This is a genomic window from Novosphingobium lindaniclasticum LE124 (assembly GCF_000445125.1).
GTDB classification, from domain to species: Bacteria; Pseudomonadota; Alphaproteobacteria; order Sphingomonadales; family Sphingomonadaceae; genus Novosphingobium; species Novosphingobium lindaniclasticum.
Genome location: NZ_ATHL01000067.1, coordinates 1 through 26016 on the forward strand (window position 1 = coordinate 1; position 26016 = coordinate 26016).

The following is a 26016-nucleotide window of genomic DNA, read 5'->3' on the forward strand; positions in this document are numbered from 1 at the left end:
AGCTGGAGACCCGCAAAAACCGGGTAATTTCGGCCTGGCTTGACAGACGTCGAGGCTTCGGAGCGCACGAACGGCATCGTTCGGACCGATTTCCACGATGCCTAGCGTTGATTTCGCCGGTTTGGCTGGCTTGCAGACAGAGTCAGCCCCTGCATTCCCGGCGTTCGTGGAAAATCAGGCGGTTGAAGTTGTAGGCCAAGTTGCAAAGCGTCAGTTTTGCCTCAGCGCGGGCGAGGCCGATGGTGCGGATGAACAGGTTGAACCGGTTCTTCTGATGGGCGAAGACATGTTCGACATGGGCCCGGATCGAGGATTTGGCTGCATTGGCCCGCGAGGTGGCCTTCGACATCGGCTTGCCCATAGGTTTGCGCCGATGAATGCGGGACGTGAGCATCTGATCCGACAACCACTTCTCGTTGCGCCTGGAGCGATAGGCACTGTCTGCCCAGACCTCGGAACTGGTATTGTCCGTGCTGACGACCTGCCGGAGAAGACGCCCGTCCGCCGCTGACGCCGAAGTCACCGCCATGCCTCGGATGAAGCCGAAGCGTCGATCGATGCTGATGTGGGATTTGTAGCCGAAGACCGGCAGGGCGATCATGGGGAGCGGCGTTCCATCCGCTCGATACCGAACTTTCCCGCCGATCTTGAGGGTCCAGCGCGCGTCGGTATCCTTTTGTGCTGCCTTGTTCGGCTCGTTCGGCCAGATATCTCTGGCGCTCTTGCCCGACTTGATCGCTTCGCGTTCGCCCTCGGTGTTCCGCTGTCTTGGTGCAGGCACCAGCGAGGCGTCCACGAGTTGCCCGGACATTGGAATGTAGCCCTTCTTCTGGAGTTGCCAGTCAAAGGCCTTCATCACCCGCTTGAGCGTTCCCGTCTCGGTCAGGCGATTGCGAAAATGCCGGATCGTGTTCTCATCCGGCGTGCGGTCCCCAAGCGACAGTCCCAGAAACCGCAGCCAACTCAGCCGATCGCGGATCATGAACTCCATCCGGGCGTCTGACAGATTATGCTGCGCCTGCAGGATCAGGGCCTTGAACATCATCACCGGATCGAAGGGTGGGCGTCCGCCTTTGGCTCCATCGCCATAACCAAGCCCTTCGACCAGCCACGCTCGGAAATACTCGAAATCCACCGTCTCCTGCAAAACCTCAAGCGGATCGCCCTCCTTGCTCAATGCCTCAAGGTGATCGCTCAAACTGAACAGGGACTTGGGATCCATGGCTGGCCTCCGTGATCGCGCGCCCTCAATGAATCATCATAGCCGTCCAAACACTACCGGTTTTTGCGGGTCTCCAGCTGCGTGGACGATCTTCCGGGTCTGCGTGATCGGGCGCTGCTGTCGACCGCCTACGACACGGGGCTGCGCGCCTCCGAGCTGTGTGCGGTGGCGGTCGAGGACTTGGTCGAGGCAATCGATCCGGGGCGCGGCCGCTCGAGATTCGCAAGCACAAGGGTGATCAGCAGGGCGAAGGGAGCGCCGCGTACCTGAGCCCGACAGCGTCGCCGCCATCGCCGCGTGGGGCGAAGCTGCGGGGATTGCCGAGGGACCGCTGTTCCGGCGCGTGCAGGTGCGGCGCTACAAGGCGCGCTGCATCGAGACCATCTCGGGCCGGGAGGCCTGGGACTTGCGCAAGACCCTGCCCAAGCCGGCGGTGCCGGCGCGGACTGAATACGATATCGGCGCAAAGCCGTTGCACCCGGGCTCGATCGGTCCAATCTACCAAGCGATGATCCAGCGCGCCTTTGATCGCGGCGGCTTGCCGGATCTGACCCTGCACGATGTGGCGCGGCTGCTCTAGGGCATCTCGGCGCACTCGACGCCGGTCGGGCTGAATCAGGACCTGTTCGCCAGCGGTGAGGATCTCGCCGGCATCATGGATGGGCTGCGCTGGAAGAGTCCGCGCAATGCCGCTTTCGTACAACCGCAATCTTGTCGCCGAGCATGGTGCCGCTGGCCGGATCATGAAGAAGCTGGGGTAACGGCCGGCTTGCACATCGCCTTCGGCCATCGAACTTTTGAAAGCCAGGTTGGCAGGGCGAGGGGAGCAAAGTCGCTCCCCTCGCACGGGTCACAGGGACTTCGCTATCAAGCGCTCAAGCCGTTCCACGAATGCCCGCGGATCGGCGGGGGCTTCGCCCTCGGCGATCCGGGCTTCGTCGAGAAGAAGAAACGAAAGGTCGCGCCGTTCATCCTCATTGGCGCTGCTTTGCGCCAGCTTCCCGATCAGCGTGTGTCCGGCGTTTACCTCCAGAATGGGCTTCGCCCGCTCCGGCGCACGGCCGGCGGATGCCAGCATCTTTTCGAGCTGGAGGTCCATCGCATTATCGGGTGCGACAAGGCAAACGGCACTCGTGGTCAGGCGATCGGAGATCCGAACGTCGGACACGTAGTCTGCCAGAGCCTCCTTGGCGAAGTCGATGAACCCCGTCACATCTTCGGCCGCGGCGTTGGTGGGCTCACGACCTTCAGCTAAGGGGATGAGGCTGAGGTCGGCCGCACCCTGCGTAACCGACTTGAACGGCTTGCCTTCGTAATCCGCCCCCATCGACGTCCAGAAATTGTCGATCTGGTCGGGCAGCAGCAGCACCTCGATTCCGCGCGCTTTGAAACCCTCAAGCTGCGGGGAATCGGCGATCCGCTCAAGGTCGGTTCCCGTCGCATAGTAGATCGCCGTCTGGTTTTCCTTCAGTGCAAAGACGTAATCCTTGAGCGAGCGCCACTCACCGTTCGACGTGGTGGTCTTGAAGCGAGCAAGGCCGAGCAGGGTCTCGCGCCGGGCATAGTCCTCATAGAGGCCCTCCTTCAGCACGGCCCCGAAGTTTTCCCAGATCGCCGCGTAGCGTTCGGGCTCGGCGTCGGCGAGCTTTTCCAGTTCAGACAGGACGCGGTTGCTGACGCCCTTCTGAATTGCGGAAAGGACCGGGCTGTCCTGGATCATCTCACGCGACATGTTGAGTGGAAGGTCGGCGGAATCGACCAGCCCGCGCACGAAGCGCAGGTAGCGCGGCAGGATCTCCGCCTCATCGGTGATGAACACGCGGCGGACGTAAAGCTTGATGCGCCCGCTGCGATCGGGATCGAAAAGGTCGAACGGCTTGCTCTCCGGAATGAAGGTCAGCACCGAATACTCGTGCCGTCCCTCTGCCCGGTAATGGAGTGTCAGGGCAGGCTTATCGAACTGGCCTGCCACGCTGCGATAGAAGTCTGTATAGTCTTCCTTGCTGATGTCGGACTTCGGCTTGGTCCACAGCGCCGCGCCGTCGGCAAGCTGCCGTGCTTCCTCGTCGCTACCGGCTTCCTCGATGAAAATGGGGACCGGGACATGGCCGGACTGGGCTTTGACGATGCGCTCGACATTGTAGCGCTCGGCATAGCTTTTCGCATCATCCAGAAGGTGGAGAATGACTTTGGTCCCGCGTGCAGGCGCCTGCGCCGGATCGACGGGCGCAAGGGTGTACGTGCCGAGACCATCGGAAGACCAGCTGGCCGCGCCGCTTTCTCCCGCTCGCCGCGATATGACGTCGACTTTGCCCGCCACCATAAAGGCCGAATAGAAGCCGACGCCGAACTGACCGATGAGCTGCTGTCCCTCTCCGTTTTTGTCCGCGGAGAGCCTGTCCATGAACGCCTTGGTGCCGGAGCGGGCGATGGTGCCAAGCGTCTCGCCCATATCGGCAGCGGTCATGCCGATGCCGTTGTCCGCCAGGATGAGCGTGCCGGCGTCCTTGTCCAGCGTGATGGTGATCTGCAGCTGCGGGTCTTCGCCCAGGAGAGAGGGATCGGCGATCGCTTCATAGCGCAGCTTCTCACAGGCGTCCGCGGCATTCGAGATCAGCTCGCGCAGGAACACGTCGCGGTCCGAATAGACCGAGTGGACCATCATGTGCAGCAACTTGGAGACATCCGCCTCGAAGGCGCGGGTCTCAGCGGCGATAGCGGAATCTGTCGTCATCGTATCCTTGGCTCGCATGGTTCAGATTTGCCTCGGTCAAATGGAAAGGCCCTGCGTGCTCGTCAAGGCATCCAGTGTGATGACGGTCGCATATGGAAGATGCCTCGCTCCAGGGCCGGCTTGCAGAACGACGAAGCCGCCGTGGGCCATTTTCCGCGAGGCGGCATCAGCAGTGCGCTGACAAGCTGGCATTGAATCCTGCCGTTCGGATGCCCACGTCCTACCCAGGCAACGAATGGACGCTCATATGGCCGGTGGATGGTCGCGCGACGGCGCGGTGCAGGATCAGATCGATGACACCGTAAGCGACGCGGTCCGCGGCGCACGCGCGCGGATGCCCGCTGGTGAAGGGCTGGAGCATTGCGAAGACTGCGGCGAGACAATCCCGGCCCGCCGGCGCAAGGCACTGCCGGGTGCCCGCACCTGTATAGCCTGCCAGGCGCTGCGCGACAAAACTGTCGTTCATTCCCAAATCAACCGGCGGGGCAGCAAAGATAGCCAATTGCGATAACGCCTGGCTTGATTGGTCGCCAACAACGGCTAAGCGGTGGACATGACGGCATCCGACCTTGAGCATCTGCTTGTTGCTCGCCTGATCCGAGAACGCGGTGGCACTTCGCAGTCATGGCGGCGGGCGCTCGGCAAGCTTGTCGTGCGAGACATTAGGACCCACACCCATTGTAATTGGGATGTGAGGCTCAGTGGCACCGACGCGCAGCGCGCTGCGATCGAACGTTTGCTTGACGATGTGCGCCTTGAATATTCGATCGTGACAGCCGGTTGAGTACCTGACGGGGGCGACAGAGAACTGAACCCCCCGGGATTGCCGGAGGTCCTAACTCCTGAGAGGAAGGGTCTACGATGAGCAAGATGACGAACAAGTTTGCCCCTGAGGTTCGGCAGCGGGCGATCCGGATGCTTCTGGATCACGAAGGCGATTATCCCTCTCGCTGAGCTGCGATCACATCGGTAACCCAGAAGATCGGGTGTTCCGGGCACACGCTGCTGGAATGGGTGAAGAAATCCGAGGTGGACAGCGGCAAGCGCATTGGCGTGCCGACCGAGACTGCGGAGAAGCTCAAGGCCCTGGAGCGTAAAGTCCGCGAACTGCGGCAAGCCAATGAAATCCTGCGCGGGGCGTCGACATATTTCGCCCGATGTCTTCGCAGCGCCAAGCGTTGCCGCGGCTCGCGCCCTACTGGAACACCGCGAATTCGACCTGGCCGTGGTCGATCTGACTCTTGCCGACGGCAGCGGCATCGAACTGCTTCCCGAACTGCGCGCCGCCGGCCGCAAGCCTTTGCCGGTCGTCATTTTCTCCGCACAGGATGCCGATCCTACGACCGCCAGCCTGGTGGATGCCTATCTCACTAAGTCCCGCACGCCCATATCCAGCCTTGTCGCCATCGTCGGATCGCTGGCCGGCGCGCGGGCCAGCCAGGAGCCTTCACGATGAGCCTGCAAGTCCTCTACATCGACGACGAGCCCGATCTCAGGGAAGTGGCGGCCATGTCGCTGGAACTCGATCCGGAGCTTGAAGTTCGCTGCTGCGCTTCCGGCCCGGAAGCGCTCGATGTTCTGGAAAGCTGGCGGCCGGACCTGATCCTGCTCGACCTGATGATGCCCGGCATGGATGGCCCGACCACGCACGGCAAGATCCTGGAGCGCTACGGTAACGCTTTCCCTATCATCTACTTCACGGCCCGTGCCGAGGCATCGGAACGGGATCGGCTCAAGGCCCTTGGAGCGCGCGGCGTCATCGCCAAGCCCTTCGATCCAATGTCCCTGGCGGCGCAAGTGCGGAGCCTGGCAAGTGGTGACTGAGGCGCGCGATCCCTTCGCAGCGGTCCGCGCCCGCTTTGTGGACCGGCTGATCGACGATCGCGCAACGCTCGCGAAGGAAGATGCGCTTTCGAATGACGCTGCCAAGGTGACGGCGCACCGCCTTGCCGGGCTCGCCGGAACACTCGGATATACGGAAGTATCGTTGGCAGCGAAGGCGCTGGAGGCGTTGCTGATGGACAAGGGTTCCGTCACTCCAGAAGCCGGTGAGGCGCGGGACCTCCTTCTGGAACAGATCGATCTCCTGCTCAGCCAGTAAGGTTGCCATCGAAGGGTCGGTTGGAAATCTGCGCCTCACTCCAGACGGTCCCTGGCGCCGGGCGGCGGCAGCTTGTCGAGAAAACCCAAAGTGTCGAAGGACGGAGAAGGCTTTTTTAAGCGTTCTAGATAGCCGATTGGCGGCTCTCATTAGAAGCGGACGTTCACCCACGGATGTCGGCCATCCGATCGGTCCGGAACATCCGGAAATCTTCGCGCGGGCAGCACCAGCTCAGAGCGGTCAGGCACGTCTCGTTATAAAACAAGCGGCGGTCGCTTTCGGCGACGATCTCCAGCGCCCGTTCGCGATGCGGCGTGACGACGCTTTGCGCGACGGGCCAGGCCGACTAGGGCCGATCGGTGCGGGTGCCTTCCGGCACTTCGCCGTTCAGCGGCGCGGATGCTGTGGCGCATGACCAGCACCGCCCGCTCCGTCACCAGATCGCACGGCCTAGTGGGCGCGGTGTGAACCGCCTCCGGGATCAGCAGGGCCAGTACGGCGAGGATGGCGGGCACGTCATCTCAGGGTTTTACGGCGCAGGGTCCGGCCACGCGTACCGTACTGCACCCCGCCATTGCGCCGTTCGGCAGGGTGACGGTGAAGTGCAGGCCCAGCGGGTCGGGCGCACCGGGATAGTAGTCGGTGCTGACCGCCTGCGCGCCGCTTTCTATCGCCGCGCGGGTCTTGGTGAAATCGTGGGCGCGCGCCTCCACGGTGTTGGCGTCGGTGCGGGTGCGGACGATCACGCCGGCCTTCACCCATTCGCGGATCTTCGCGCCATCGACGAGCGGGTCCTGCACGATCTGGATCGCGCTTTCCGGCTCGCCGTCGGGATACCATCCGAACATCGCGCGTCCCCGCAGCGAGGGATGGCCGGCGCGGTACACGTCGGAGACGGCCTGGCGCACATCGAACAGGACGTAGATCCGTCCGCGTGCCGCCTTCAGCGTGGGCCAGCCCTTCGTTTTCACCGCCCCTGCGAGCGTGGCCGCGTCGCCGCGCACTTCGTCGGGGGTGATGAGCCGTTTGCCCGGTAGCGCCTTGCGGATTTCGGCGTCCAGTGCATCGAGCAGGCGGGCATCGTCGAGCGGCAGCGGCTGCGTGATCTCGTGCGTGTTCGCGGTATCGGCGGCGTTGAGAGTCAGCATGATCGGCAGGTGGCCGGGGTGCGCCTGCGACCACGCGTTCACTTCGGTCAGGCAAGCGACCAGGGTGGGGCATACGGCGCGATAATCGACATCGGGAATGTGCAGCACTTTGTAGCCGGGCTTTCGCATCGCGGCCTCGTCGAAGCCCTCCTGCCTCGCGCGGGCGCGCTCGGCCGGGGAGAGCAGCGCCTCGCCCTTGGGGGCGGCATAGCGGCCGCCCTCGGGATCGGCGAAGATGTCGATCTCCAGCTGACGCACGCCGGCATCGAGCTGGGCGGACAGTGGCAGGTGGTAGTAGTCCAGCGCCTCGGCCATCTTCGGATCGCGGCGGCGCAGTTCCGCCATTACGGCTGCGGGAATCCGCGTCTTGAAGCTGTTGTGCGAGCCGACGACCTGGATGTCGTTCATGCGCAGCGGCCCGGAAGCCTCCGCGTCTTTCGCCAATACCGGGGAGGCCACCGCCCCCCCGAGAATCAGCGCGGCGAGAACAGAGGCGCGCAGCATCAGAATTCCGCCCGCGCGCCGAACAGGATCGTGCGGCCGTAGTCGTTGATGTCGCCGTAGCGGATCGGCAGGTCGTTGTAGGTATACTGGCGGGCCTTGGCGATGTTGATCGCCTCGAGGCTGAGCGTGACGTTGCTGGTCAGGCGATAAGCGATCGACCCGTCGAGCGAACCGAATGCCGCGGTATAGGTCGGCGCCTGCGTGGTGCTGCCGGTGCCCGACAGATAACGGTCGCGCCAGACGTAGGACAGGCGGGTCGAGATCGGGCCCTTTTCGAAGAAGCCGACCACGTTGAAGCTGTTCTTCGACAGGCCGATCATCTCGTCCTTGATGACGCGCGAACCGGCCGTGTAGTTCGCTTTGACCGAGGTGCGGGTGTAGGACGCCTGGAAGCCCAGGCCGTCGAACGGCTGCGGCAGGAAGGTGAACACTTGGCTGTAGGCGGCCTCGAAGCCGTAGACCTTGGCGTCACCACCGTTGACCTGCGTGCTCAGCTGCACCGTGCCGCGGCCCGGAATGTCGATCGGCACGTTCTGCTGGGTGATATAGTCGTCCATCGACTTGTAGAACACCGCGCCGGTGAGCGAGCCGGACGTGTTGAAGTACCACTCCAGCGATCCGTCGAATTGGGTGGCGAGGAACGGCACGAGGTCCGGGTTGCCGCCGCTGGCGGTCGGCGCGTCGGTCGAGATGGTGATGCGCGGGGCGCTGTCGGTCACGTTCGGACGGGTCAACACGCGGCTGGCGCTGAGGCGGCCGACGAGAGAGGGTGTCAGTTCGGCGCGCAGGTTGAAGCTGGGCAGGACGTTGTTGAACGTCTTGGGATACTCGACCAGGGTGATCGCGTTGCCGCTGCGCAGGTTGCCGCCCGCGACCTGGTCGGTGTGGACATAGCGCACGCCGACGTTGCCGGTGACCGGCACTGAACCCAGTGAGAAGTCGTAGTCGGCGCGGGCGTAGGCGCTCAGGATCTTCTCGGTGGTGCGGAACGAGGCGGCCAAATCCGCCGGGGTCAGCGCCGAGTTCTCGACCGTGGGGGTGAAGAAGGCGTCGAGATAGGCGCTCGTCACCGGGACCAGGAAGTTGCGCGGAATGTTGCCGCCCAGGCCCTGCAGATAGTCGTCGAACGGCAGTTGCTCGTAGACACCCGAACCCAGGCTCGACAGCGGCGTGCCGGCTACCGGGTTGACGATGAAATCGCGGCGCGAATAGTCGCGCTTGCGGAACTGGTACTCGCCGCCGACCGCCAGCTTGGAGATGAAGCCCTCGAAATCGTAGGCGACATCGGCGCGGGTGTAGAAGTTCCAGTCCTTGCTGTTCTTGGGCGCGATGTTGAACTGGTAGAGCTGGTAATTGGCCGGATTGGTGGGGTCGACCGTGGTGTTGAAGTCCGGCACGTCCTTGTAGCCGCGCGTCGCGTCATAAGTCAGCGGCGCGAAGAACATGGCGCGGCTACGCACGGTGCCGACGTCGTAGCTGGGGTGGTAGCTGTGCGCGTAGGACCAGTTGACGGTGCCGGCGACATGCCAGGCGTCATGATCCCACGTCTGGCGCAGGCCGACGTTGAACAGGTCGTGGCGGTTGAGGCTGTACTCGCGTGAGGCCATGAAGCGCACGTCGTTGATCGTGGCCTTCACCACGGTATCGCCATCGAGCACGGTGCTGCCCGGGACGATGGTGGGGCGGTGGCCGGCGACGCTGCTGTCGTCGGGATAGATGTCGAGGCCGTATTCGTCGTAAGCCACGTCGAGGCGGGTGGCGAGGACGTTCAGCGTCGTCGTCATTTCCGGGTTCGGGCGCCACTGCACCGACAGCATGCCCGAGATGCGCTCGCGCTTCTCGGTCTCGACCGTCGCGCGGGTGCGGGTGGGCAGGTAGAGACCGGTCTGGCCTAGTTGCGAGGCGAAGCGGTCCTTGTACCAGCCGGCGTTGTACCAGCGGTCGTTGCGCACGTCCTTGGCCCAGTACTGGCCGCCGACGAGAATGCCGAAGGTGTCGTCGTTGTTGACCCAGCTGGTGATCAGGGTGGCGTTCGGCTTCACCTTGCCGGTCCGCTCGGTATACGTGCCGCGCACGTTGAGCGTGGTCTTGGTGCCGACGTCGAACGGCTCGAAGGTCTTGACGTTGATGTTGCCGCCCAGCGCGCCTTCGGTCATGTCGCTGGTGGGCGTCTTGATGACGTCGATGCTGGAGGTGAACTCGGCCGGGAGCATCTCGAAGCGGAACTGGCGACCGGCGGCGCCGCCGTTCTCGATCACTTCGTTCACCGCCACGGGGCTGCCGTTCAGCAGGGTGTTCTGGAACTGCGGACCAAGGCCGCGCACACTGACGTTCAGGCCTTCGCCACGCGGACGGGTGATCGCGACGCCGGTGACCAGCTGCAGTGCCTCGGCGACGTTCTGGGTGGGGAACTTGCCGATGTCGGTCGAGTTGATCGAATCGACCTGGTACGATGCGGTGCGCTTGGCGTCGGTCGCGGCGCGCAGGCTGCGGGCGTAGCTGCCGGTGACGACGATGTCCTCACCGTTGACGCCAGCCTCGGCATCCGGCTCGGTTTGGGCGGATGCGGGAAGTGCGATGGCCGCGAACAGGATGGCCGACGTCGACGATGCCAAGGCCCGCTTAGTGATACGCATGTGAGATGTGCCCCGAAGAGATTTTTATGTTGGGGGCCCACTAGAAACCACGCATGACGTTTCGCCGTCAAAGCCGTGACGGTTCAATGACCACTGCGATTCGATGAAAATATATTTCAATGTGTAGCGTCATGGCGCTAATCCTGGTTCAACTAGGCTCTGTTGACGAAGTTGGGCAACCATCGGCGGATGAGTAAACTGGCGAACGACAGCGCGGACTTGTTGCAGCGGGTGGCGATGCAGCGTTGATGCTTGAGGTGCCCGAACATGCGCTCGATACGGTTCCGGTCTCGGTATCGACGGAAGTCGTAGGCGATGGTTTCGCGCCGGTTGGCCTTTGGCGGCGCGATCGGCAGGATACCGCAGATCAACAGGTTCGCCCGGACGGCATTGCCGTCATAGCCTTTGACGGCCTGCAGCGCCTTGGGCTTGTTGACCGGCAGCGTCATCAGGCCATCGACCGCGCGTAATCCGACGCTCGCCGCCGGTCAGGAGGAAGCCGAGAGGGCGTCCTTGATTGTCGCAGCGGGCATGGACTTTGCACGTAAAGCCGCCGCGTGATCGACCAAAAGCCTCCTTATGACCCCCCTTTAGCCCCCGCTGCCGAGACATGGCCGCGAACCGTGTTGCTGTCGATCATGTGCTGCCAATCGTCGGTCAACCCGCACGCCAACTGGTGGCGGGGCGTGTCGTCATCAACGGAGCACCCCACGATCCCCATGCTCCATTCGGCGGTTTCCGCCAGTCAGGTCTCGGGCGCGAGATCGGGGCCTACGGCCTCGATGCCTACCTCGAACCGCGCGCGATCCTGAAGCCCGCAGCCTGATCCTCCTCCCATCGAAAGCAAGAGACATGGACAAGACTTCCTTCAAGAGCTGGATCATCACCGGCGGCGGGCGCGGCCTGGGCCGTGCCATCCTGACCGCCGCGCTGGAACGCGGCGACGCCGTACTCGCCACCGCGCGCGACGTGGCGCAACTGGCAGACCTCAAGGCGCTTCATGGCGGGCGCCTTCAGCCCTTCGCGCTGGACGTGACGGACGAAGCCGGAGCCGTCGGGGCCGCAACTGCGGCGATCGCGGCTTTCGGGCAGATCGACGTACTGGTGAACAACGCGGGTTATGGCCATTTCGAGGCCTTCGAGCAGAAGACCTCTGCCGATTTCCGCGCCGAAATCGAAACCAACCTGTTCGGCGTGGTCAACATGACGCGTGCGGTCCTGCCCTTCATGCGTGAGCGACGCATGGGGCATATCCTCAACATCTCCTCGGTCGGCGGACGTGTGGGAACGCCCGGAGTCTCGGCCTATCAGGCGGCGAAATGGGCAGTTGGCGGCTTCACCGAGGTCTTGCGCAACGAAGTGGCACATCTGGGGATACGGATCACCGCGCTGGAGCCGGGCGGGATGCGTACCGATTGGGCGGGAACCGCAGGTCACGGTGCCGCCAGTGCGGTACTGCCGGACTATGCGGAAACCGTGGGGGCGACGATTGCGCGCATCAGGGCCTACGCCGGCAACGAAGTGGGTGATCCGGAACGCATTGCCCTGATCGTGCTTGAACTGGCGCAGCGCGAGGATGTGCCTGCCCATCTGGTGCTGGGTACCGATGCCCTTGCCTCGTTCGACGAGGCGGAAGCCCTGCGCCGCGATGCCCATGCGCGCTGGCTTGAGGTCAGCCGCGCCACCGTGTTCGGCGGGCCGGACGGCGAGGCTCTCAGCGCGTTGTTGCCGCGCCCGGAACGGGATTGACGACATCGACAGGCAGGCGTGCGAGGTCGGCGGCGATGCGCCGTTCCCATCCGTACGCACCCTGGTGTCGGGCGATTTCAGCCGCTTCTTCCAGCAAACGGCGTGCCTCGTCGGGTGTGCCGCTGGCCGCCCTGACCCGGAGCAGTTCGGCGAGCGCCACGCGTTCACCGATACTTTCGCATCGTGTCATCGTGTCTTCGATCACGCGGCGCGCCGCGTCCTGCCTCCCGCTTCCGGCAAGGCCACGCGCCAGTGCGATCGAGAACCGCGTCGTCAGCAGTTCGTACCGCGTTGCGCGCAATAGGGGCAGGTTGTGGTCCAGCGCGTAGACGGCTCCGGCATGGTCGCCGTGTTCGAGCGCCAGTTCGCCATCGAAACACCGCGCCACGAGGATATAGGGAGCCAGCGCGTTGGTCTGTGCGCAGTCGCGCAGGATCGCCAGCGTCGCTTCGGCCCGCGCCAGATCGCCCATCCACAACTGGATGGACAGCGAGCAGATCAGCGCGATGCAATGCGTGACCGGGAGGTTGAGCGCCGCAGCCTCGGCCAGGGTTCGTTCGGCAAGACGCAGCGCGGCGTCCGGCTCGCCGGACAGCCACAGCACGCGGGCCAGTGCAATGCTCGCGCGGTTACGGTGGTCGAACCCCGATGCGGACGCGCCGCGTTGCTGCGAAGGCGCACTCTGCTCCAGCGCCCGTTCCAAATCGCGGCGGGCCTGAACCTGATCGCCAGCGAGGTAGCGGGATATGCCGGACAGCGAGCAGGCGATGGCCATGGCATCGGGCGCGCCGATCTGTGCGGCGATCACAATGGCCTGCTCGGCGTGGACTTCGGCGCTTGCGCAGTCGCCGACATGTTCGCGGAAAATATGGAGCCGTGCCAGCGTGATCAGCTGGCTCCAGCGGTCCTCAAGCATGGCCGCGACGTCCAGCGCGCGGGTCAGCGCCTCGCCCGCCTCGACGCTGTTGGCATGGGCGAACATCAGAGTGATGCCGAGCGCGGCCTGCAGTTCCAGTTCCAGTGTGGTGCCGCGCTGCTCCGGGGGCAGCACGGCAAGGGCGCGCGCCGCCCAGTTGCGACATTCGACAAGGTGGGAGAGGCCGAGGAACACCCTCATGCTCGCGCTGGTGAGCCGCACGGCAAGACCGATGTCCCCGTCCGGTCCGAAACTCCAGTCGAGCGCGCTGCGGATGTTCCCGAGTTGCGGCCGGATGGCCTGCATGTCCCGGAGGCCCCCATCGTCCTGCGCTGCCGCCCCCTCCAGCTCGGACAGAAAGAAGCGGGCGTGATGCAGCGCTGCGATGCGCTGTTCGCCGTTTCCGCGCATCGCCAGCTTGTCGCGCGCATAAGCGCGGGTCATTTCCAGTAGCCGATACGTTCCGGCTCCCCGCGTGCGGCTGGGGGCGACGAGCGATTTGGCGACCAGTTCATCGAGCGCCATCGCCGCTTCGTCCGACCCGAGCGCGGCATCCGTGACCACCTCCAGCGCGGCGTCGATCGAGAAGGGGCCGACGAAAACCGCCAGCCGGTCCAGCACCGTGCGCTCTGTTGGCGAAAGCAGGTCGTAACTCCAGTCGAGCGCGCCGCGAAGGGTCTGCTGGCGCGGTTGCGCGGTGCGGTGGCCCGACCACGCGAGGCTGAAACGCTCTCCGATCTGGCGCGCGGTGGCGGCGATCCCATGCGTCGCGACCCGCACGGCGGCCAGTTCGATCGGCAGCGCCATACCGTCGAGACGCTGGCACATGTCGGCGATCAGGCGTGCGTCGCCCTCGTCGATCTGCAGCGTGCTGTCGGCAGCACGCGCGCGTTCGCAGAACAGCTGCACGGCCGGGTAGGCGAGGATCTCGTCGTGAGGCACTCCATCGACCTGCGGCGGACAGGCCAGCGCATCGAGCCGATGGACATGCTCGCCCCGGACCCGCAGCGGCTCGCGCGAGGTGGTGACGATGCGCACCTGCGGCGCGGCCTGCGTGATGCGTTCGACGATCCCGGCGGCCTCGTCGATCACATGCTCGCAATTGTCGAGCAGGAGCAGGAACGGTCCGGTGCGCAGCTGGCCCAGAATGACGGCGGCGGGGTCGCCGCCCGGCACCGACAGGCCCATGGCGCCCGCGATCATCGGGGGGACCAGTGCGGGGTTCTCCAGCATCGCGAAATCGACGAAGGCCACCCGTCCGCCGAAATGGGCAGTCAGACGGTGGCCGATCTCAATCAGCAGCGAGGTCTTGCCGACGCCCGCAGGCCCGGCGATCGTGAACAGCGGAGTGTCGACCACGCGGGCCAGCAGCAGCTCGACGTCTTGCTCGCGCCCGACGAGATGCGGCAATGCAGGCGGGATGTTGGTGGCGAAGCCGGTTGGCGTTTCCAGGACGGGCATTGCGGCTTCGGAGGCCGGCGCGCCGATCCTCTGCACCGGTGCGACGAAGGCATAGCCGACGCCGACCTGCGTGGCGATGAAGCGGGGACCGTCCGCGTCCTTGCCGCTCCCTGCGCCTTCGCCCAGCAGCTTGCGCAGGCCCGCCATGTGAAAGCGCAGGCTGCCGTCCTCGACGACGACATCGGGCCACACGCGCTTCAGCAGTTCGCGCTTGGAGAGAACCCTGCCCGGCTGTTCGGCGAGTGCCATCAGCAGGTCGAAGGAGCGCCCGCCGATTTCCACCGGCTCTCCGTCGCGGGTGAGCAGGCGCTTGGCGGGATGGACGCAGAAGCGGCCGAAAGTCATGCTCTCGCCCTGCGCCTGACCGTCGTTATCCGCCATTCCGTCGCCTTGCCTCGATTTGTTATGTTCGCCACGCCGTAAGACGACACGCGCCGAGATGCTTACACGATGGCCGGGCATCGCGGGAGTGGCCCTGTGAAACAGGCGCTAATATCGCATCACACCAGCTAACGAGTGTTCCACGCGCCGCTCTTCTACCGTCCTGTCATCGGATCGGATGATCGCTGGAGGGACGACAGATGTTTTCAGGAAATTCCACATCGCGGCGCGGCTTCGTTGCCGGTGCGACACTTGTCGGAGCGATGGTGACGGTGCCCGGCCTTGCCCGTGCAGCGAGCGTATCGGGCGCCGTCCGACCGTTCCGCATTGCTATTCCTGCCGCCGATATCGCGGCCATGAAGCACCGGATCGCAGAGACGCGCTGGGCAGACCCGCAGCCGGTCGGCGAAGATACGCAGGGTGTTCGTCGCCAGACCTTGCAGCCGCTGATGGCCTATTGGGCAAGGGCCTATGACTGGCGCCGGATCGAGGCGCGGCTCAACGCCTTGCCGATGTTCATGACCGAGATCGACGGTCTGGACATTCATTTCATCCATGTCCGCTCTCGCCACGAGAACGCCATGCCGATGATCCTGACGCACGGCTGGCCGGGCTCGGTGCTCGAGTTTCTGGACGTAATCGGCCCGCTTGCCGATCCTGTGGCCCATGGGGGCCGTGCCGAGGATGCATTCCATCTCGTCATTCCCTCGATACCGGGCTTCGGCTTCTCGGCGAAGCCCACGGTGCCGGGCTGGGGGTCGGATCGCATCGGGCGGGCTTGGTCGGCACTGATGCTGCAGCTCGGCTACGACCGTTACGTCAGCCAGGGCGGGGACTGCGGCTCGGTGATCTCGCAGCGCATGGCCCTGCAGAAAGTGCCGGGGCTGCTGGGCATCCATCTCAACATGCCTGCCGTCGTCCCTGCCGAGATTGTCCGCACTCTGGCCGCGGGCGACCCGGCCCCGGCTGGCCTGTCCGCGAAGGAGCGCGGCGCTTTCGATCAGTTGGCGGCGTTCTACCGCGACAATTCCGCTTACGCGGCCATGATGAACACGCGGCCCCAGACCATCGGCTATTCGCTGGTGGATTCGCCCGTCGGCATGGCGGCATGGATGTATGAGAAGATCGCGCAGTGGACGTATAGCGGCGGTCAGCCCGAGCGCGTGCTTGGGCGCGATGCGATCCTCGACGACATGTCGCTCTACTGGCTTACCGCGACCGGTGCCTCCGCCGCGCGGATCTACTGGGAAGACCATTCCAACAATTTCAACGCGCGCGGGGTGATCGACCTGCCGGTCGCGATCAGCGTGTTCCCCGGCGAGATATTCCGAGCGCCCAGAAGCTGGGCCGAGCGCTGCTACACCAACCTGATCTATTTCAACGAGGTGGGCGACGGAGGCCATTTTGCCGCCTGGGAACAGCCCGTCCTGTTCGCTGAGGAAGTGCGCGCCGCCTTCCGCTCTTTGCGCTGATTTTTCCGAAGAAGGAGACTGCCCATGTCCGCAAGCAAGACGCTCTATACCGCACACGTCCATGTTGTCGGGGGCCGCGAAGGTGCGGCCCGCAGTTCTGACGGTCGGCTGGATATCCGGCTGTCCACGCCCGGTGCGCCGGGCGCGGGTACGAACCCCGAGCAGTTGTTCGCCGCCGGATGGTCTGCCTGCTTCGAAGGTGCCATGACGATTGCCGCGAAGGCGAAGGGTGTGACCTTGCCCGAGGCCCTGGCCATCGACGCGCAAGTGGAACTGCGGCTTGGCGACGATGGCTATACGCTGGCTGCGCGGCTCGACGTCCACGTGCCCGGCCTCGACCCCGAAAGCGCCCGGCAAATCATCGAGGCTGCCCACCGCACCTGCCCTTATTCGAGGGCGGTGAAAGGTAACATCGAAACCGTCGTCGCTCTGGCCTGACGCAAACACAGGATACCACGCATGAAGAAGACCCTTATCGCCGGCGGCCTGGCGCTCGCCGCAGGATTGATCGCGCCCTGTGCGCAGGCGAAGCCGACCGTGCCGGCGGCAAGGCCAACCATCGTCCTTGTTCACGGCGCCTTTGCGGATTCGTCGAGCTGGAACGGCGTGATGGCCGCACTCCAGCATGATGGCTACACCGTCGTTGCGGCACCCGACACCTTGCGCGGCGTGCGCGCCGATGCCGATGTCGTGGCCGGGGTGGTGAAATCCATCGCCGGGCCAGTCGTGCTGGTGGGCCATTCCTATGGCGGATCGGTGATCAGCGAGGCGGCGGAAGGGGCGTCCAATGTCACCGGACTGGTCTATGTCGCCGCTTTCGCTCCCGATGCGGGAGAGACGGCGCTCGGTCTGGCCGGCAGGTTCCCTGGCAGCACGCTGGCGCCGACGCTGGCTCCGCCGGTGCCGCTGGCGGGAGGCGGCAACGACCTGTACATCCGGCAGGCGCTCTTCCCGGCTCAGTTCGCAGCTGACGTCCCTCTCGCACAGGCCCGGCTGATGGCGGCGGGACAGCGCCCCGTGACGGATGCGGCGCTGTCCGAAGCCTCGACCGCGCCTGCATGGAAGCATGTGCCGTCGTGGTTTGTCTATGGCGATGCCGACCGCAACATTCCCCCGGCCGCCATGCGCTTCATGGCGCAGCGGGCCGGCGCGCGGGAAACCCTGGTGGTGAAAGGCGCCTCGCACGTCGTCATGGTATCGCACCCGGCTGAGGTGGCGGGGGTGATCGAGCGCGCCGCCGCCGCGCAGTAGCGGTTGCGCGCCGATCCGGCCCCATACTCCCCTATCGGCGCGCATTCGCCCACGGCCGACCATCGCAATGCGAGGCCGGCCGTGGGTTCTTTTTCGCTCCGGGCTCACCGCGAATAGGCGGTGAAGACCTGATCGTCGCTCGCATCGAGCCTGGCGTGGCAGGCGGCGCAGGAGCGTGTGAGGGCTTCGTTCGGGTTGGGGCGGCCATCATCGAACTGGCCGTACCCCCAGCCGCCACTCGCTGCATAGCGGCGCGCATCCTTGACGCTGACCTGCACATTGGTCGGCTCCCCCGCCACGAAGGACTGCGGCGCGGGAAACACGGCGTCGTTGCGCGGCGAGGATTCGTAGCGCCACGCCAACCGAACGATCACCGCGCCGTCTGGGAACGGGCGGATACCCTTGCGATAGGCGCGCACGGCGATGTCGTTGCCGAGGATGGCCCGGATATCGTTGTTCTTGCCCGCCTCATGCGCGACGCTGATGACTTTCCAGTCGCGATATCCGGCGGGAAGGCGAACGCCGTAGACCGGCGCGGCATCGGCTTCCCGCCGCCCCGCCCCGGCCACGCCGGATCCTGCCAGCAGCATGAGGGAGGCTCCCAGCGTGCAGGTCGAAAGACGGATCATGCGCCCATCCTGCCCGCATCGAGCACGGCCTTGGCAAAGGCGACCGGCGCTTCCTGCGGCAGGTTGTGACCGATCCCACCGGCAATCAGGCGGTGCTCGTAAGGCCCGGCAAACTTCGCACGATAGGCGGCGGGATCGGGATGCGGCGCGCCGTTGGCATCGCCCTCCATGGTGATGGCGGGGATCGTCACCGGCGGTCCTGCGGCGAGGCGCGCTTCGGCGGCATCATACTGGTGCTCGCCTTCGGCAAGACCCAGCCGCCAGCGATAGTTGTGGATCACGATGGCGACATGGTCCGGGTTGATGAAGGACGCTGCCGAAGCATCGTAGGTCGCATCGTCGAAGGCCCAGTGCGGAGAGGCCTGCTCCCAGATCAGGCGATTGAACGCCTCCGTGTTTGCCGCGTAGCCTTCGCGGCCGCGCTCGGTGGCGAAATAGAACTGATACCACCATTGGAGTTCGGCCTTGGGCGGCAGCGGTTTGGCATTGCCCGCCTGACTGCCGATCAGGTAGCCGCTGACGGATACCAGCGCCTTGCATCGCTCGGGCCAGAGTACGGCCATGATGTCTGCCGTGCGGGCGCCCCAGTCGAACCCGGCGACCACCGCCTGCCGGATGCCCAGCGCATCCATCAGCGCGATTCCGTCTGCCGCCAGAGCCGCCTGCTGACCATTGCGCGGCGCTCCGGCAGAGCGGAACGTGGTTGTGCCGAAGCCGCGAAGGTGCGGCACGATCACGCGATAACCCTGTGCTGTCAGCAATGGGGCGACTTCGGCAAAGGCACGAATGTCATAAGGCCAGCCGTGGAACAGCAGGACTGCTGGGCCTGATGAGGGCCCTGTCTCCACATAGCCGATATCGAGCGGCCCGGCGGCGATCTGGCGCACTGGCCCGAAGGGGCGAATATCCGATATGCCTTGCGTTGCCGCCCTTGCCGGGGTCCGGCCCGCCATCATGACAGAGGCAAGCGTGGCAGCCCCGGCGATGAACTCGCGGCGGCGCGGCCGGGGAATTTCGGGCGATTGATCGAACATGACGGGTCTCCTTGCTACGAGAAGCAGCATAACCGGCCCCGTCGGGGCACGCCCGTTAGTTGCTGTGATCCGGTGTTAGGCCGATCCCAGAGCCTTTGCGAAGAAGCCGGCCAACTGCTCGACGGCCGCGTTCACGGCAGCGTCGCGATCGTAGACATCGACGTGGGTGGCTCCCGCGATCGTATGTAGGCGCTCGGGGCTGCCTGCGCGTTCCAGCGCCTCGTGCGTCATCCATGCCGTTACGGCCTTTTCCGCCGTGATCATCAGCAGCGGGCGCGGCGCGACGAGGTCGATGAAGCGGAAGCAGCAGGTAAGTTGAACGACCGTCGCCGTAGCACCCTGCGTTGGCTGTTCGGAGGCCTCGACAGTTTCGCCGCTGCGAGATCCAAATCAGCCGGTATGCACTCTGGGTGAGAAAATCGGCGCTGAATGACTGGGAAGGGACGACGCAAGAAGCGGGGCCAGCGAGGACCCCGCTTCTTTCGCATCAAGCGGCGACTGGGATGGGATTGTCCGCCACGCTCTGGTTGAAGGCGGCGACCAGCGCATGTTCCTGCGCTCCCGGATTGTCGCGCAGCGGCTTTACAGCATCGACCAGGATCTCCGGATCATCGCTGGCCAGCGCTACCAAGGTCTGTTCGATAAAGTCGTCGAGCGGCATAGCCCGCGGATCGCCGCTCTTGTAGATGAGATCCGTATCGACCCAGGGCGGGGCGATCTCCTGGACTCGGACATGGGTGTTGCGGAGCTGGAAGCGCTGCGACAGGGCGTAGGAATGCAATGCTGCTTTCGTTGCCGAGTAGATGGCGTTGGTCGCGAGCGGCACGAAGGCGAGGACGCTGCTGGTGTAGAGGATGGTCGCCTCCGGCTTGGCCTTGAGATGCTCGATCAGTGCGGAGGTCATGCGGATCGGACCGAGCAGGTTGGTGGTGAGAAGCCCCTGCGCCATGGCATCGTCGATTTCCGCTGCCGCATCATCGAACGGCATGATGCCGGCATTGTTCAGCAGCACGTTGGTCTCCGGAAAATCGCGCCGGATCGTTTCGGCAGCGCGCACGATGCTGGCAGGGTCGGTGATGTCGAGCTGGATCGCGGCCATGCCCGGATGGGCGGCGGTCACCTCGTCGAGCAGGCTGCGGCGGCGGCCGGAGATGATCACCTGATTGCCGCGCTCGTGCAGCGCCTGGGCGAGTGCGCGACCGATGCCGCTGGTGCCGCCGGTGATGAAGATGGTGTTGCCGGTGAGTTTCATGAATCTGGTCCTTCTGTTCAGGGTCAGGCAGCGGCCGCATCGACGCGGGCGACGCGTGGAAAGTCGAGGCTGGTGCCGACGAGGTTGTTGATGCTGTTGGTGAGGATGCTGACCGCGACATGGGCGGTCACTTCCAATATCTCGGCGTCCGTCAGGCCCGAAGCGCGAGCCTGCTCCAGAGCGAGCGAGCCGGTCCGGCCATGATCGGCATTGACGGCCAGAGCAAACGCCAGGACCGCCGCTGCATGGCCATCACTGGCCCGGCCGAGCTGCGCGTCGGCAAGGTCGGTGGCGGACAGCCCCGCCGCCCGCCCCGCGCCGGTGTGGGCGGCAAGGCAGTAGTCGCATCCGTTGGCCGCGGCGACGGCGATGGCGATCTGTTCCTGAACCCTGGCGGGGAGCGTACCCTCCGCAAGCGCACCGCGCCCATCCCAATAGACGCCAAGGACGGCAGGGGCCTGGGCCATGACGCGCAGGAGATTGGGCACCTTGCCCATGCGGGCCTTCGCCTCGCGGAAGATCGCAGCGGTACCGGGGGTGGCATCGGCATCGGCAAGAGGAGCTATGGTCGACATGATGTGTTCCTTTTCGAGTTCAGGCGGCTGCGCGGTCGGCAAGGCCGAAGCGGGCGGCGGGGGCGCTGGCGGACAAGTGCGGGCCGAGGGCGGCACGGGCGGCTTCGAATGCCTCCCACAGGCCGATGTCGGAAAGGGCGGGGATCGTGCTGGTTTCGCCCCGGTCGAACCCGATCAGCGCGGCGTCCACCATGTCCTCGGCGCGCATCACGATCTCGCCGGGCAGATTTTCGATAGGCAGGCCGCCGATTTCCCAGAAGTCGGTTGCGGTGGCGCCCGGCAGGACCGACTGGATGCGGATACCCTTGTCCGCCAGTTCCTTGTGCAGCGAGAGGCTGAAGGCCTGAACGAAAGCCTTGGAACCGCCGTAGACGCCGTTCAGCACTTCCGGGACGATGGCGACGATCGAGGCGATGTTGATGATCGCGCCCCGGCCGCGTGCCACGAAGCCTGGCACGGCGGCATAGGCGAGCCGCATGGGCGCAGTGACGTTGAGGCGGACCATCGCTTCCATGCGGTCCACATCGCTCTCGAGCAGGCTGGTATGCGTGCCGACCCCGGCGTTGTTGACAAGCATGGTGATGCTGGCGTCGCGGCGCAGCACGGCTTCGATGGAGGCAAGGTCTTCGGCATCGCCCAGATCGGCGGCGATCACCTCCACGGAACGCCTGGTTTGATCGGACAGGCGAGAAGCCAGCTCCTGCAGCTTCTCCCGATTGCGAGCGACCAGGATCAGATCGTGACCGCGGCGCGCCAGACGATCGGCGTAGATGGCGCCGATTCCGCTGGATGCGCCGGTGATGAGTGCGGTTCCAAGGGTCATTGATGGTTCCTTTTTCAAGAAGCGGTCGGTGACTTTCGACACCCGCTTTATGGTCCGGATGGACGATGGCTTAAATGACGTATAACAACATGATTCAGGACATACGGGGATGAAGCGATGCCGCACGTTGCGATGGTGTTGACGCCGGGCTTCCAGTTTCTGGCCCTCGGAGCGCAAGCCGCGTTCGAACTGGCCAATGTCGTGGTGGAAGAGCCCTTCTACACGCTAGGCATCTATTCGGTTGAGGGCGGGCCAGTCGCTTCGTCCAGCGGCTTTGCCGTGCCGACCGAGCCGCTTCGCGACGCCGGAACTGTCGATACCTTGCTGCTGATGGCCGGGCTGATGCCGCCGCCGCTTCAGGAGGCATCGACGCTGGCGGAGCTCCATGCAGCGGCCGAGTCGGCGAGGCGGATAGCGGGCTTGTGCACCGGCGCGTTCCTGCTTGCGCAGATGGGGCTGCTCGATGGCCGGCGCGCGACGACGCACTGGGCTTATGCAAGGCTGATGCGCGACGGCTTCCCCGGCGTCCGGGTGGAGGACGATCGCATCTTCATCAATGAAGGCAAGGTTTGGACCTCAGCGGGGCTGACGGCCGGGCTGGATGTGGTAGTGGCGATGGTCGAGAAGGATCTCGGGCAAGACGTCGCGCGATCGGTCGCACGGCGACTGGTGATGCATCATCGCCGGACGGGCGGGCAGTCGCAGCATTCGGAGATGCTGGATTTGGCGCCCAGCAGCGACCGCATCCAGAAGGCCTTGATCCACGCACGCACTCATCTCAGCAACCCGCTGACGGTAGAGGAACTTGCTGAAGTGGCGGCACTATCACCGCGTCAGTTCAGCCGGGCTTTCCGGGCCGAAACCGGTCAGTCGCCGGCCAAGGCGGTGGAGCAGCTACGGCTCGAGGCCGCCCGGCTGTTGCTGGAAGACACGCGCCACAGCCTGGAGGCGGTGGCGCGCGAGGTAGGGTTCATCGATCTGCGCCGCATGCGCGAGGTGTTCATGCGCAACTACGGGCAACCGCCTCAGGCACTGCGCCGGATGATGCGCACCGCCTGAGGCGAGTAGTCAGTCGAGGCGCGTCAGCCGTTCCAGCGTCGGCGGCTCGGTCAACAGGGAGTCGAACCGGGCAGCCAGACCGGTAAACGCCGGCGCAGCGGCATGGGCGTCCAGCGCGGCCTGATTCGCCCATGCCTCGATCATGACGATGACACCCGGATCATCGCGGCTTTCATGTGCGATGTAGGCGATGCAGCCGGGTTCTGCGCGGACCTGCGGCAACAGGTCCGTGATCGCTTCGGCAAGCTCGTCTGCCTTGCCCGGACGGGGGACGAGGCGCGCGACCAGATGGACAACGGTACTGCTATCCGTTTCAGTCATGGCTCCAGCCCTCCAGCACGATCTTGCCGCGCGTGGTGGCGGTTTCGATCTGGCGATGCGCGGCGATAAGGTTGGCCGCATTGATAGGTGATAGCGTTTGCGTCAGCGTGGTGCGGATCGCGCCCCGGTCGACCAGCGCGGCAACCTCGTCGAGGAGCTTGCCCTGTTCCGCCATGTCCGCCGTGTCGAACAGCGACCGGGTGAACATCAGTTCCCAATGCACCGACACCGCCTTGCGCTTAAAACCGACGATGTCCAGGCTGGCCGGATCGTCGATCAATGCGAAGCGGCCCTGCGGCGCGATCAGTTCGGCAATGTCGGCAAGGTGTCGATCGGTGTGGGTCGTCGAAAAGACGAAGCGCGGCGCATCGAGCCCGAGAGCTGCGATCTGCGGTGCCATCGGCCGGCTGTGGTCGATGACATGATCGGCACCGAGACTGCGCACCCAATCGGCAGTTTCCGGGCGCGAGGCCGTGGCGATGATCGTAAGGTCGGTGCGGGCCCGCGCGATCTGGATCGCGATCGATCCGACACCGCCTGCGCCGCCGATGATCAGGATGGCGGTGGGCTTCTCCTCCATCCGATCCTGCACGCGCAGCCGGTCGAACAAGGTTTCCCACGCCGTGATAGCCGTCAGGGGCAGGGCGGCGGCTTCGGCGACCGACAGGGTGGAGGGCGCCTGGCCAACGATGCGCTCGTCGACCAGCTGATACTCGGCATTGCTGCCATCCCGCGCGATATCACCTGCGTAGAAGACGGGATCGCCGACCTTGAACCGGGTGACCTCCGGCCCGACAGCCGCGACGACACCCGCCGCGTCCCAGCCCAATATGCGTTCCTCGCGGCCGTCGAAGGGGGCGGCGCCGGCGCGGACCTTGGTGTCCACCGGATTGACCGACACCGCCTGAACGGCAACTAGCAGGTCGCGGCCGCTCGGCTGAGGGCGTGGCAGCTCCAGATCGAGAAGAGCGTCGAGCCGATTGATCGAACCAGCTTGATGATAGGCGATGGCGCGCATGGAGATGCTTCCTTTTGCAGTTGTCCTCCCCATCTAAGCCCGGTGGCATTGTACGCCATACGCACAAAAACCGCCCATAGTGTCAAAAAGGATACCGTCTTTGTCCAAGGCCCGCCATTCCCGCCTCGATTGCACGCCCGGCTGCGCGGTGGAGGCTGCCATCAGTCTGATCGACGGCAAGTGGAAGGCCGTGATCCTCTATCATCTCCAGGACGGACCTGTCCGGTTCAATGAACTGCGGCGGCGTAGCGGGACCGTGACGCAGCGCATGCTCACGAACCAGCTGCGCGAATTGGAAGCTGATGGACTGATCGAACGAGAGATATTCGTTCAGGTCCCGCCGAAAGTGGAATATCGCCTCTCCGACCGCGGCCGCACCCTGACGCCGATCATCGAGGCGCTCAAGACGTGGGGCGACGCAAATATGGACCTGTTCGCCCGCCGCTAAGTTCCGCTTGTGGCGTTGAAAGCGGACTGTCTGCACCTGAGGAGCGAAAATCAACCGCCGAAGGCCGGCGAAGGGTCGGCTTTGAATGTTCTGCACCGCCTATCGTCGCTGCGCTCGGAGCATGATCGACCTCGACCTCATTCGACCAATTGCTGGCTTTCCCATGCTGGAAAAGAGTCTTGCAGTGTGGCCCAGTCCAAAAGACGAAAAATCATTACCGGCAATGAGGCACGCATCGAGCCGTGCCCGATTCGCGGCTCGTTCATGTCGATACCGATGAAGACCAGTTCCTGCCGGCGATCGCCCAGAGCGGATGTTGCGCCGCCTTCTCTTCGTCGCGCCACCTCGACATTGCCCGGCCTCGTCGCGGAACGAGAAGGTGCTGGAGCGGCTTGGAAATGCCGGTGCTTTCGATCATGAGGCAGTCGAAGCGGCCCGCCTCAGCCAGCGCGCGCAGTTCTCGCAGCAGATCGTCGCGCAGGGTGCAGCAGATGCAGCCGTTGGTCATTTCCACCAGCGCGTCCTCTGAGCGGGACAGCGCCGCCTCGCTGCCGCGCAAGAGGTCGGCGTCGATGTTCAGCTCCGACATGACGTTCACGATCACCGCCACGCGCAGCCCCTCGCGATTGGCGAGGATGTGGTTGAGCAGCGTCGTCTTGCCCGAACCCAAAAAGCCGGAGAGCACAGGGGCGGGCAGGCAGCCATCGGCTGCCCGCGCGACGTTCTGCAGGGAGTTCAAGGTCAGCCTCTTGCCATTTTGCAAAGATGTTATACCATAACATTGAAATTCTAAAAACGGGGGTAACTTTGATCCGACTTCCTTTGACGGCGGCCCTGCTGGGCGCGCCTTTGTTTGCCATGCCTGCACTGGCTGAAACCGAAGATCAGGCATCCGCCCGTCGCGGCGAGATTACGGTCACTGCGATCCGCGAGGACGACAGCTATGCGCCCAAAAAGGCGACGGCGGCTGGCAAGACACCGGCCGACATCCTGGAAATCCCGCAGTCGGTCAGCGTGGTGACGCGCGAGCAGATCGAGGACCGCAACTTCTTCACGATCGGCGAAGCGCTGCAGCAGGTGACCGGCATCACCGTGATGCCGTTTGACGGCTCCAACCCGGATTATCGGATCTGGGGATCGGAAATCGGCGGCTGAATGGCGATCAAGGGTCGAGGTCATCCTGTGGCGCCCGATGCAACCCTGCGGATTTGTCGAGGTATGCGGGATGATGGAGCCTGCACCTACAGAAGGCATCTCAATCTCGGAAATCACAGGGGCGAGC

The 26016-nt window shown here is 64.7% G+C and carries 27 protein-coding genes and 1 pseudogene; 13 read left to right on the top strand and 15 right to left on the bottom strand.

Annotation, left to right across the window (positions count from 1 at the left end):
• Window positions 1-142: 142 nt before the first annotated feature.
• Complete coding sequence (locus L284_RS33755) at window positions 143-1222, bottom strand: IS5/IS1182 family transposase (RefSeq protein ID WP_021233694.1); 1080 nt, start codon at window positions 1220-1222, stop codon at window positions 143-145.
• Window positions 1223-1291: 69 nt separating this feature from the next.
• Between L284_RS33755 and L284_RS33760 the strand changes: the two are divergent.
• Window positions 1292-1983 (top strand): annotated as a pseudogene (locus L284_RS33760) (integrase); the annotation flags it as partial.
• 89 nt (window positions 1984-2072) lie between these two features.
• Here the strand turns inward: L284_RS33760 and htpG are convergent.
• Window positions 2073-3956, bottom strand: coding sequence for a molecular chaperone HtpG (gene htpG / locus L284_RS33765; RefSeq protein WP_031341968.1), 1884 nt, complete (start codon window positions 3954-3956; stop codon window positions 2073-2075).
• Window positions 3957-4203: 247 nt separating this feature from the next.
• Between htpG and L284_RS47310 the strand changes: the two genes are divergently transcribed.
• The 4 genes from L284_RS47310 to L284_RS33785 all read left to right on the top strand — a co-directional run bounded on the left by L284_RS47310 (window position 4204) and on the right by L284_RS33785 (window position 6057).
• Window positions 4204-4467 carry a DksA/TraR family C4-type zinc finger protein gene (locus L284_RS47310; RefSeq protein WP_021233742.1) on the top strand — a complete coding sequence of 88 codons (264 nt, stop codon included), beginning with the start codon at window positions 4204-4206 and terminating at the stop codon, window positions 4465-4467.
• 609 nt (window positions 4468-5076) lie between these two features.
• Complete coding sequence (locus L284_RS47320; RefSeq protein ID WP_081673957.1) at window positions 5077-5412, top strand: response regulator; 336 nt, start codon at window positions 5077-5079, stop codon at window positions 5410-5412.
• Window positions 5409-5780 (top strand): response regulator, encoded by a 372-nt coding sequence (locus tag L284_RS33780; RefSeq protein WP_021233743.1) that lies wholly within the window; start codon window positions 5409-5411, stop codon window positions 5778-5780. The genes L284_RS47320 and L284_RS33780 overlap by 4 nt, the downstream gene beginning before the upstream one ends.
• Window positions 5773-6057 carry an Hpt domain-containing protein gene (locus tag L284_RS33785; RefSeq protein WP_040713074.1) on the top strand — a complete coding sequence of 95 codons (285 nt, stop codon included), beginning with the start codon at window positions 5773-5775 and terminating at the stop codon, window positions 6055-6057. Before L284_RS33780 ends, L284_RS33785 begins: the two co-directional genes overlap by 8 nt.
• Window positions 6058-6578: 521 nt before the next feature.
• On the opposite strand, the gene L284_RS33790 is transcribed toward L284_RS33785, so the two are convergent.
• The 3 genes from L284_RS33790 to L284_RS47920 all read right to left on the bottom strand — a co-directional run bounded on the left by L284_RS33790 (window position 6579) and on the right by L284_RS47920 (window position 10794).
• Window positions 6579-7709, bottom strand: a complete 1131-nt coding sequence (locus L284_RS33790) for a Ca2+-dependent phosphoinositide-specific phospholipase C (protein ID WP_021233745.1) — start codon at window positions 7707-7709, stop codon at window positions 6579-6581.
• Window positions 7709-10345 carry a TonB-dependent receptor gene (locus L284_RS33795; protein WP_031341972.1) on the bottom strand — a complete coding sequence of 879 codons (2637 nt, stop codon included), beginning with the start codon at window positions 10343-10345 and terminating at the stop codon, window positions 7709-7711. Before L284_RS33795 ends, L284_RS33790 begins: the two co-directional genes overlap by 1 nt.
• Before the next feature lie 152 nt (window positions 10346-10497).
• Entirely contained in the window at window positions 10498-10794 is a 297-nt protein-coding gene (locus L284_RS47920) for a transposase (protein ID WP_021233747.1), read from the bottom strand.
• A 161-nt stretch (window positions 10795-10955) separates the two neighbouring features.
• On the opposite strand from L284_RS47920, the gene L284_RS33805 reads away from it, so the two are divergent.
• Both L284_RS33805 and L284_RS33810 read left to right on the top strand, forming a co-directional pair.
• Window positions 10956-11171, top strand: a complete 216-nt coding sequence (locus L284_RS33805) for an aldehyde dehydrogenase family protein (protein WP_021233748.1) — start codon at window positions 10956-10958, stop codon at window positions 11169-11171.
• A gap of 26 nt (window positions 11172-11197) precedes the next feature.
• Entirely contained in the window at window positions 11198-12094 is an 897-nt protein-coding gene (locus tag L284_RS33810) for an SDR family NAD(P)-dependent oxidoreductase (protein WP_021233749.1), read from the top strand.
• Here the strand turns inward: L284_RS33810 and L284_RS33815 are convergent.
• Window positions 12060-14852 (bottom strand): winged helix-turn-helix domain-containing protein, encoded by a 2793-nt coding sequence (locus L284_RS33815; protein WP_021233750.1) that lies wholly within the window; start codon window positions 14850-14852, stop codon window positions 12060-12062. The two genes, L284_RS33810 and L284_RS33815, sit on opposite strands and share 35 nt — an antisense overlap.
• A gap of 200 nt (window positions 14853-15052) precedes the next feature.
• Here L284_RS33815 and L284_RS33820 point away from each other — a divergent pair, with 200 nt between their 5' ends.
• From L284_RS33820 to L284_RS33830, 3 genes are read left to right on the top strand one after another with little or no spacing between them, the layout of a single operon-like run.
• Window positions 15053-16324 (top strand): epoxide hydrolase family protein, encoded by a 1272-nt coding sequence (locus L284_RS33820; protein ID WP_021233751.1) that lies wholly within the window; start codon window positions 15053-15055, stop codon window positions 16322-16324.
• Between the two features lie 24 nt (window positions 16325-16348).
• The gene (locus L284_RS33825) at window positions 16349-16762 is read left to right on the top strand and encodes an organic hydroperoxide resistance protein (RefSeq protein ID WP_021233752.1); all 414 of its coding nucleotides are present in this window, start codon (window positions 16349-16351) and stop codon (window positions 16760-16762) included.
• Window positions 16763-16783: 21 nt separating this feature from the next.
• Entirely contained in the window at window positions 16784-17575 is a 792-nt protein-coding gene (locus tag L284_RS33830; RefSeq protein WP_021233753.1) for an alpha/beta fold hydrolase, read from the top strand.
• Between the two features lie 104 nt (window positions 17576-17679).
• Here the strand turns inward: L284_RS33830 and L284_RS33835 are convergent, their stop codons facing one another.
• The 6 genes from L284_RS33835 to L284_RS33860 all read right to left on the bottom strand — a co-directional run bounded on the left by L284_RS33835 (window position 17680) and on the right by L284_RS33860 (window position 21888).
• A complete protein-coding gene (locus L284_RS33835; RefSeq protein ID WP_021233754.1) occupies window positions 17680-18204 on the bottom strand; it encodes a cytochrome P460 family protein in 525 nt (174 codons plus the stop codon).
• Window positions 18201-19238 (bottom strand): alpha/beta fold hydrolase, encoded by a 1038-nt coding sequence (locus L284_RS33840; protein ID WP_021233755.1) that lies wholly within the window; start codon window positions 19236-19238, stop codon window positions 18201-18203. Before L284_RS33840 ends, L284_RS33835 begins: the two co-directional genes overlap by 4 nt.
• A gap of 75 nt (window positions 19239-19313) precedes the next feature.
• Window positions 19314-19502, bottom strand: coding sequence for an alpha/beta hydrolase family protein (locus tag L284_RS33845; RefSeq protein WP_021233756.1), 189 nt, complete (start codon window positions 19500-19502; stop codon window positions 19314-19316).
• Window positions 19503-19725: 223 nt separating this feature from the next.
• Window positions 19726-20490: an SDR family oxidoreductase gene (locus tag L284_RS33850; protein WP_021233757.1), complete on the bottom strand. Its 765-nt coding sequence runs from the start codon at window positions 20488-20490 to the stop codon at window positions 19726-19728.
• 23 nt (window positions 20491-20513) lie between these two features.
• Entirely contained in the window at window positions 20514-21065 is a 552-nt protein-coding gene (locus L284_RS33855) for a carboxymuconolactone decarboxylase family protein (protein WP_031341975.1), read from the bottom strand.
• Window positions 21066-21084: 19 nt separating this feature from the next.
• On the bottom strand, window positions 21085-21888 hold the full coding sequence (locus L284_RS33860) for an SDR family NAD(P)-dependent oxidoreductase (RefSeq protein WP_021233759.1): 804 nt from the start codon (window positions 21886-21888) through the stop codon (window positions 21085-21087).
• 117 nt (window positions 21889-22005) lie between these two features.
• Here L284_RS33860 and L284_RS33865 point away from each other — a divergent pair, with 117 nt between their 5' ends.
• Window positions 22006-22947 (top strand): GlxA family transcriptional regulator, encoded by a 942-nt coding sequence (locus tag L284_RS33865; RefSeq protein WP_021233760.1) that lies wholly within the window; start codon window positions 22006-22008, stop codon window positions 22945-22947.
• 9 nt (window positions 22948-22956) lie between these two features.
• Here L284_RS33865 and L284_RS33870 read toward each other — a convergent pair whose 3' ends face one another.
• Both L284_RS33870 and L284_RS33875 read right to left on the bottom strand, forming a co-directional pair.
• Complete coding sequence (locus L284_RS33870) at window positions 22957-23268, bottom strand: putative quinol monooxygenase (RefSeq protein WP_021233761.1); 312 nt, start codon at window positions 23266-23268, stop codon at window positions 22957-22959.
• Window positions 23261-24286, bottom strand: coding sequence for a zinc-binding alcohol dehydrogenase family protein (locus tag L284_RS33875; protein ID WP_021233762.1), 1026 nt, complete (start codon window positions 24284-24286; stop codon window positions 23261-23263). The genes L284_RS33870 and L284_RS33875 overlap by 8 nt, the downstream gene beginning before the upstream one ends.
• 100 nt (window positions 24287-24386) lie before the next feature.
• Here L284_RS33875 and L284_RS33880 point away from each other — a divergent pair, with 100 nt between their 5' ends.
• A complete protein-coding gene (locus L284_RS33880; RefSeq protein ID WP_031341977.1) occupies window positions 24387-24734 on the top strand; it encodes a winged helix-turn-helix transcriptional regulator in 348 nt (115 codons plus the stop codon).
• Between the two features lie 262 nt (window positions 24735-24996).
• Here the strand turns inward: L284_RS33880 and L284_RS48740 are convergent, their stop codons facing one another.
• On the bottom strand, window positions 24997-25473 hold the full coding sequence (locus L284_RS48740; RefSeq protein ID WP_327194208.1) for a GTP-binding protein: 477 nt from the start codon (window positions 25471-25473) through the stop codon (window positions 24997-24999).
• A gap of 83 nt (window positions 25474-25556) precedes the next feature.
• Between L284_RS48740 and L284_RS33885 the strand changes: the two genes are divergently transcribed.
• Window positions 25557-25889, top strand: coding sequence for a TonB-dependent receptor plug domain-containing protein (locus L284_RS33885; protein ID WP_021233764.1), 333 nt, complete (start codon window positions 25557-25559; stop codon window positions 25887-25889).
• Window positions 25890-26016 lie beyond the last annotated feature (127 nt).

Coding starts and splice junctions, on each gene's coding strand:
- L284_RS33755 (WP_021233694.1), bottom strand. CDS start 1,222: ATGGATCCCAAGTCCCTGTTCAGTTTGAGCGATCACCTTGAGGCATTG.
- htpG (WP_031341968.1), bottom strand. CDS start 3,956: ATGACGACAGATTCCGCTATCGCCGCTGAGACCCGCGCCTTCGAGGCG.
- L284_RS47310 (WP_021233742.1), top strand. CDS start 4,204: ATGGCCGGTGGATGGTCGCGCGACGGCGCGGTGCAGGATCAGATCGAT.
- L284_RS47320 (WP_081673957.1), top strand. CDS start 5,077: ATGAAATCCTGCGCGGGGCGTCGACATATTTCGCCCGATGTCTTCGCA.
- L284_RS33780 (WP_021233743.1), top strand. CDS start 5,409: ATGAGCCTGCAAGTCCTCTACATCGACGACGAGCCCGATCTCAGGGAA.
- L284_RS33790 (WP_021233745.1), bottom strand. CDS start 7,709: ATGCTGCGCGCCTCTGTTCTCGCCGCGCTGATTCTCGGGGGGGCGGTG.
- L284_RS33795 (WP_031341972.1), bottom strand. CDS start 10,345: ATGCGTATCACTAAGCGGGCCTTGGCATCGTCGACGTCGGCCATCCTG.
- L284_RS47920 (WP_021233747.1), bottom strand. CDS start 10,794: ATGACGCTGCCGGTCAACAAGCCCAAGGCGCTGCAGGCCGTCAAAGGC.
- L284_RS33805 (WP_021233748.1), top strand. CDS start 10,956: ATGGCCGCGAACCGTGTTGCTGTCGATCATGTGCTGCCAATCGTCGGT.
- L284_RS33810 (WP_021233749.1), top strand. CDS start 11,198: ATGGACAAGACTTCCTTCAAGAGCTGGATCATCACCGGCGGCGGGCGC.
- L284_RS33815 (WP_021233750.1), bottom strand. CDS start 14,852: ATGGCGGATAACGACGGTCAGGCGCAGGGCGAGAGCATGACTTTCGGC.
- L284_RS33820 (WP_021233751.1), top strand. CDS start 15,053: ATGTTTTCAGGAAATTCCACATCGCGGCGCGGCTTCGTTGCCGGTGCG.
- L284_RS33825 (WP_021233752.1), top strand. CDS start 16,349: ATGTCCGCAAGCAAGACGCTCTATACCGCACACGTCCATGTTGTCGGG.
- L284_RS33830 (WP_021233753.1), top strand. CDS start 16,784: ATGAAGAAGACCCTTATCGCCGGCGGCCTGGCGCTCGCCGCAGGATTG.
- L284_RS33835 (WP_021233754.1), bottom strand. CDS start 18,204: ATGATCCGTCTTTCGACCTGCACGCTGGGAGCCTCCCTCATGCTGCTG.
- L284_RS33840 (WP_021233755.1), bottom strand. CDS start 19,238: ATGTTCGATCAATCGCCCGAAATTCCCCGGCCGCGCCGCCGCGAGTTC.
- L284_RS33845 (WP_021233756.1), bottom strand. CDS start 19,502: ATGATCACGGCGGAAAAGGCCGTAACGGCATGGATGACGCACGAGGCG.
- L284_RS33850 (WP_021233757.1), bottom strand. CDS start 20,490: ATGAAACTCACCGGCAACACCATCTTCATCACCGGCGGCACCAGCGGC.
- L284_RS33855 (WP_031341975.1), bottom strand. CDS start 21,065: ATGTCGACCATAGCTCCTCTTGCCGATGCCGATGCCACCCCCGGTACC.
- L284_RS33860 (WP_021233759.1), bottom strand. CDS start 21,888: ATGACCCTTGGAACCGCACTCATCACCGGCGCATCCAGCGGAATCGGC.
- L284_RS33865 (WP_021233760.1), top strand. CDS start 22,006: ATGCCGCACGTTGCGATGGTGTTGACGCCGGGCTTCCAGTTTCTGGCC.
- L284_RS33870 (WP_021233761.1), bottom strand. CDS start 23,268: ATGACTGAAACGGATAGCAGTACCGTTGTCCATCTGGTCGCGCGCCTC.
- L284_RS33875 (WP_021233762.1), bottom strand. CDS start 24,286: ATGCGCGCCATCGCCTATCATCAAGCTGGTTCGATCAATCGGCTCGAC.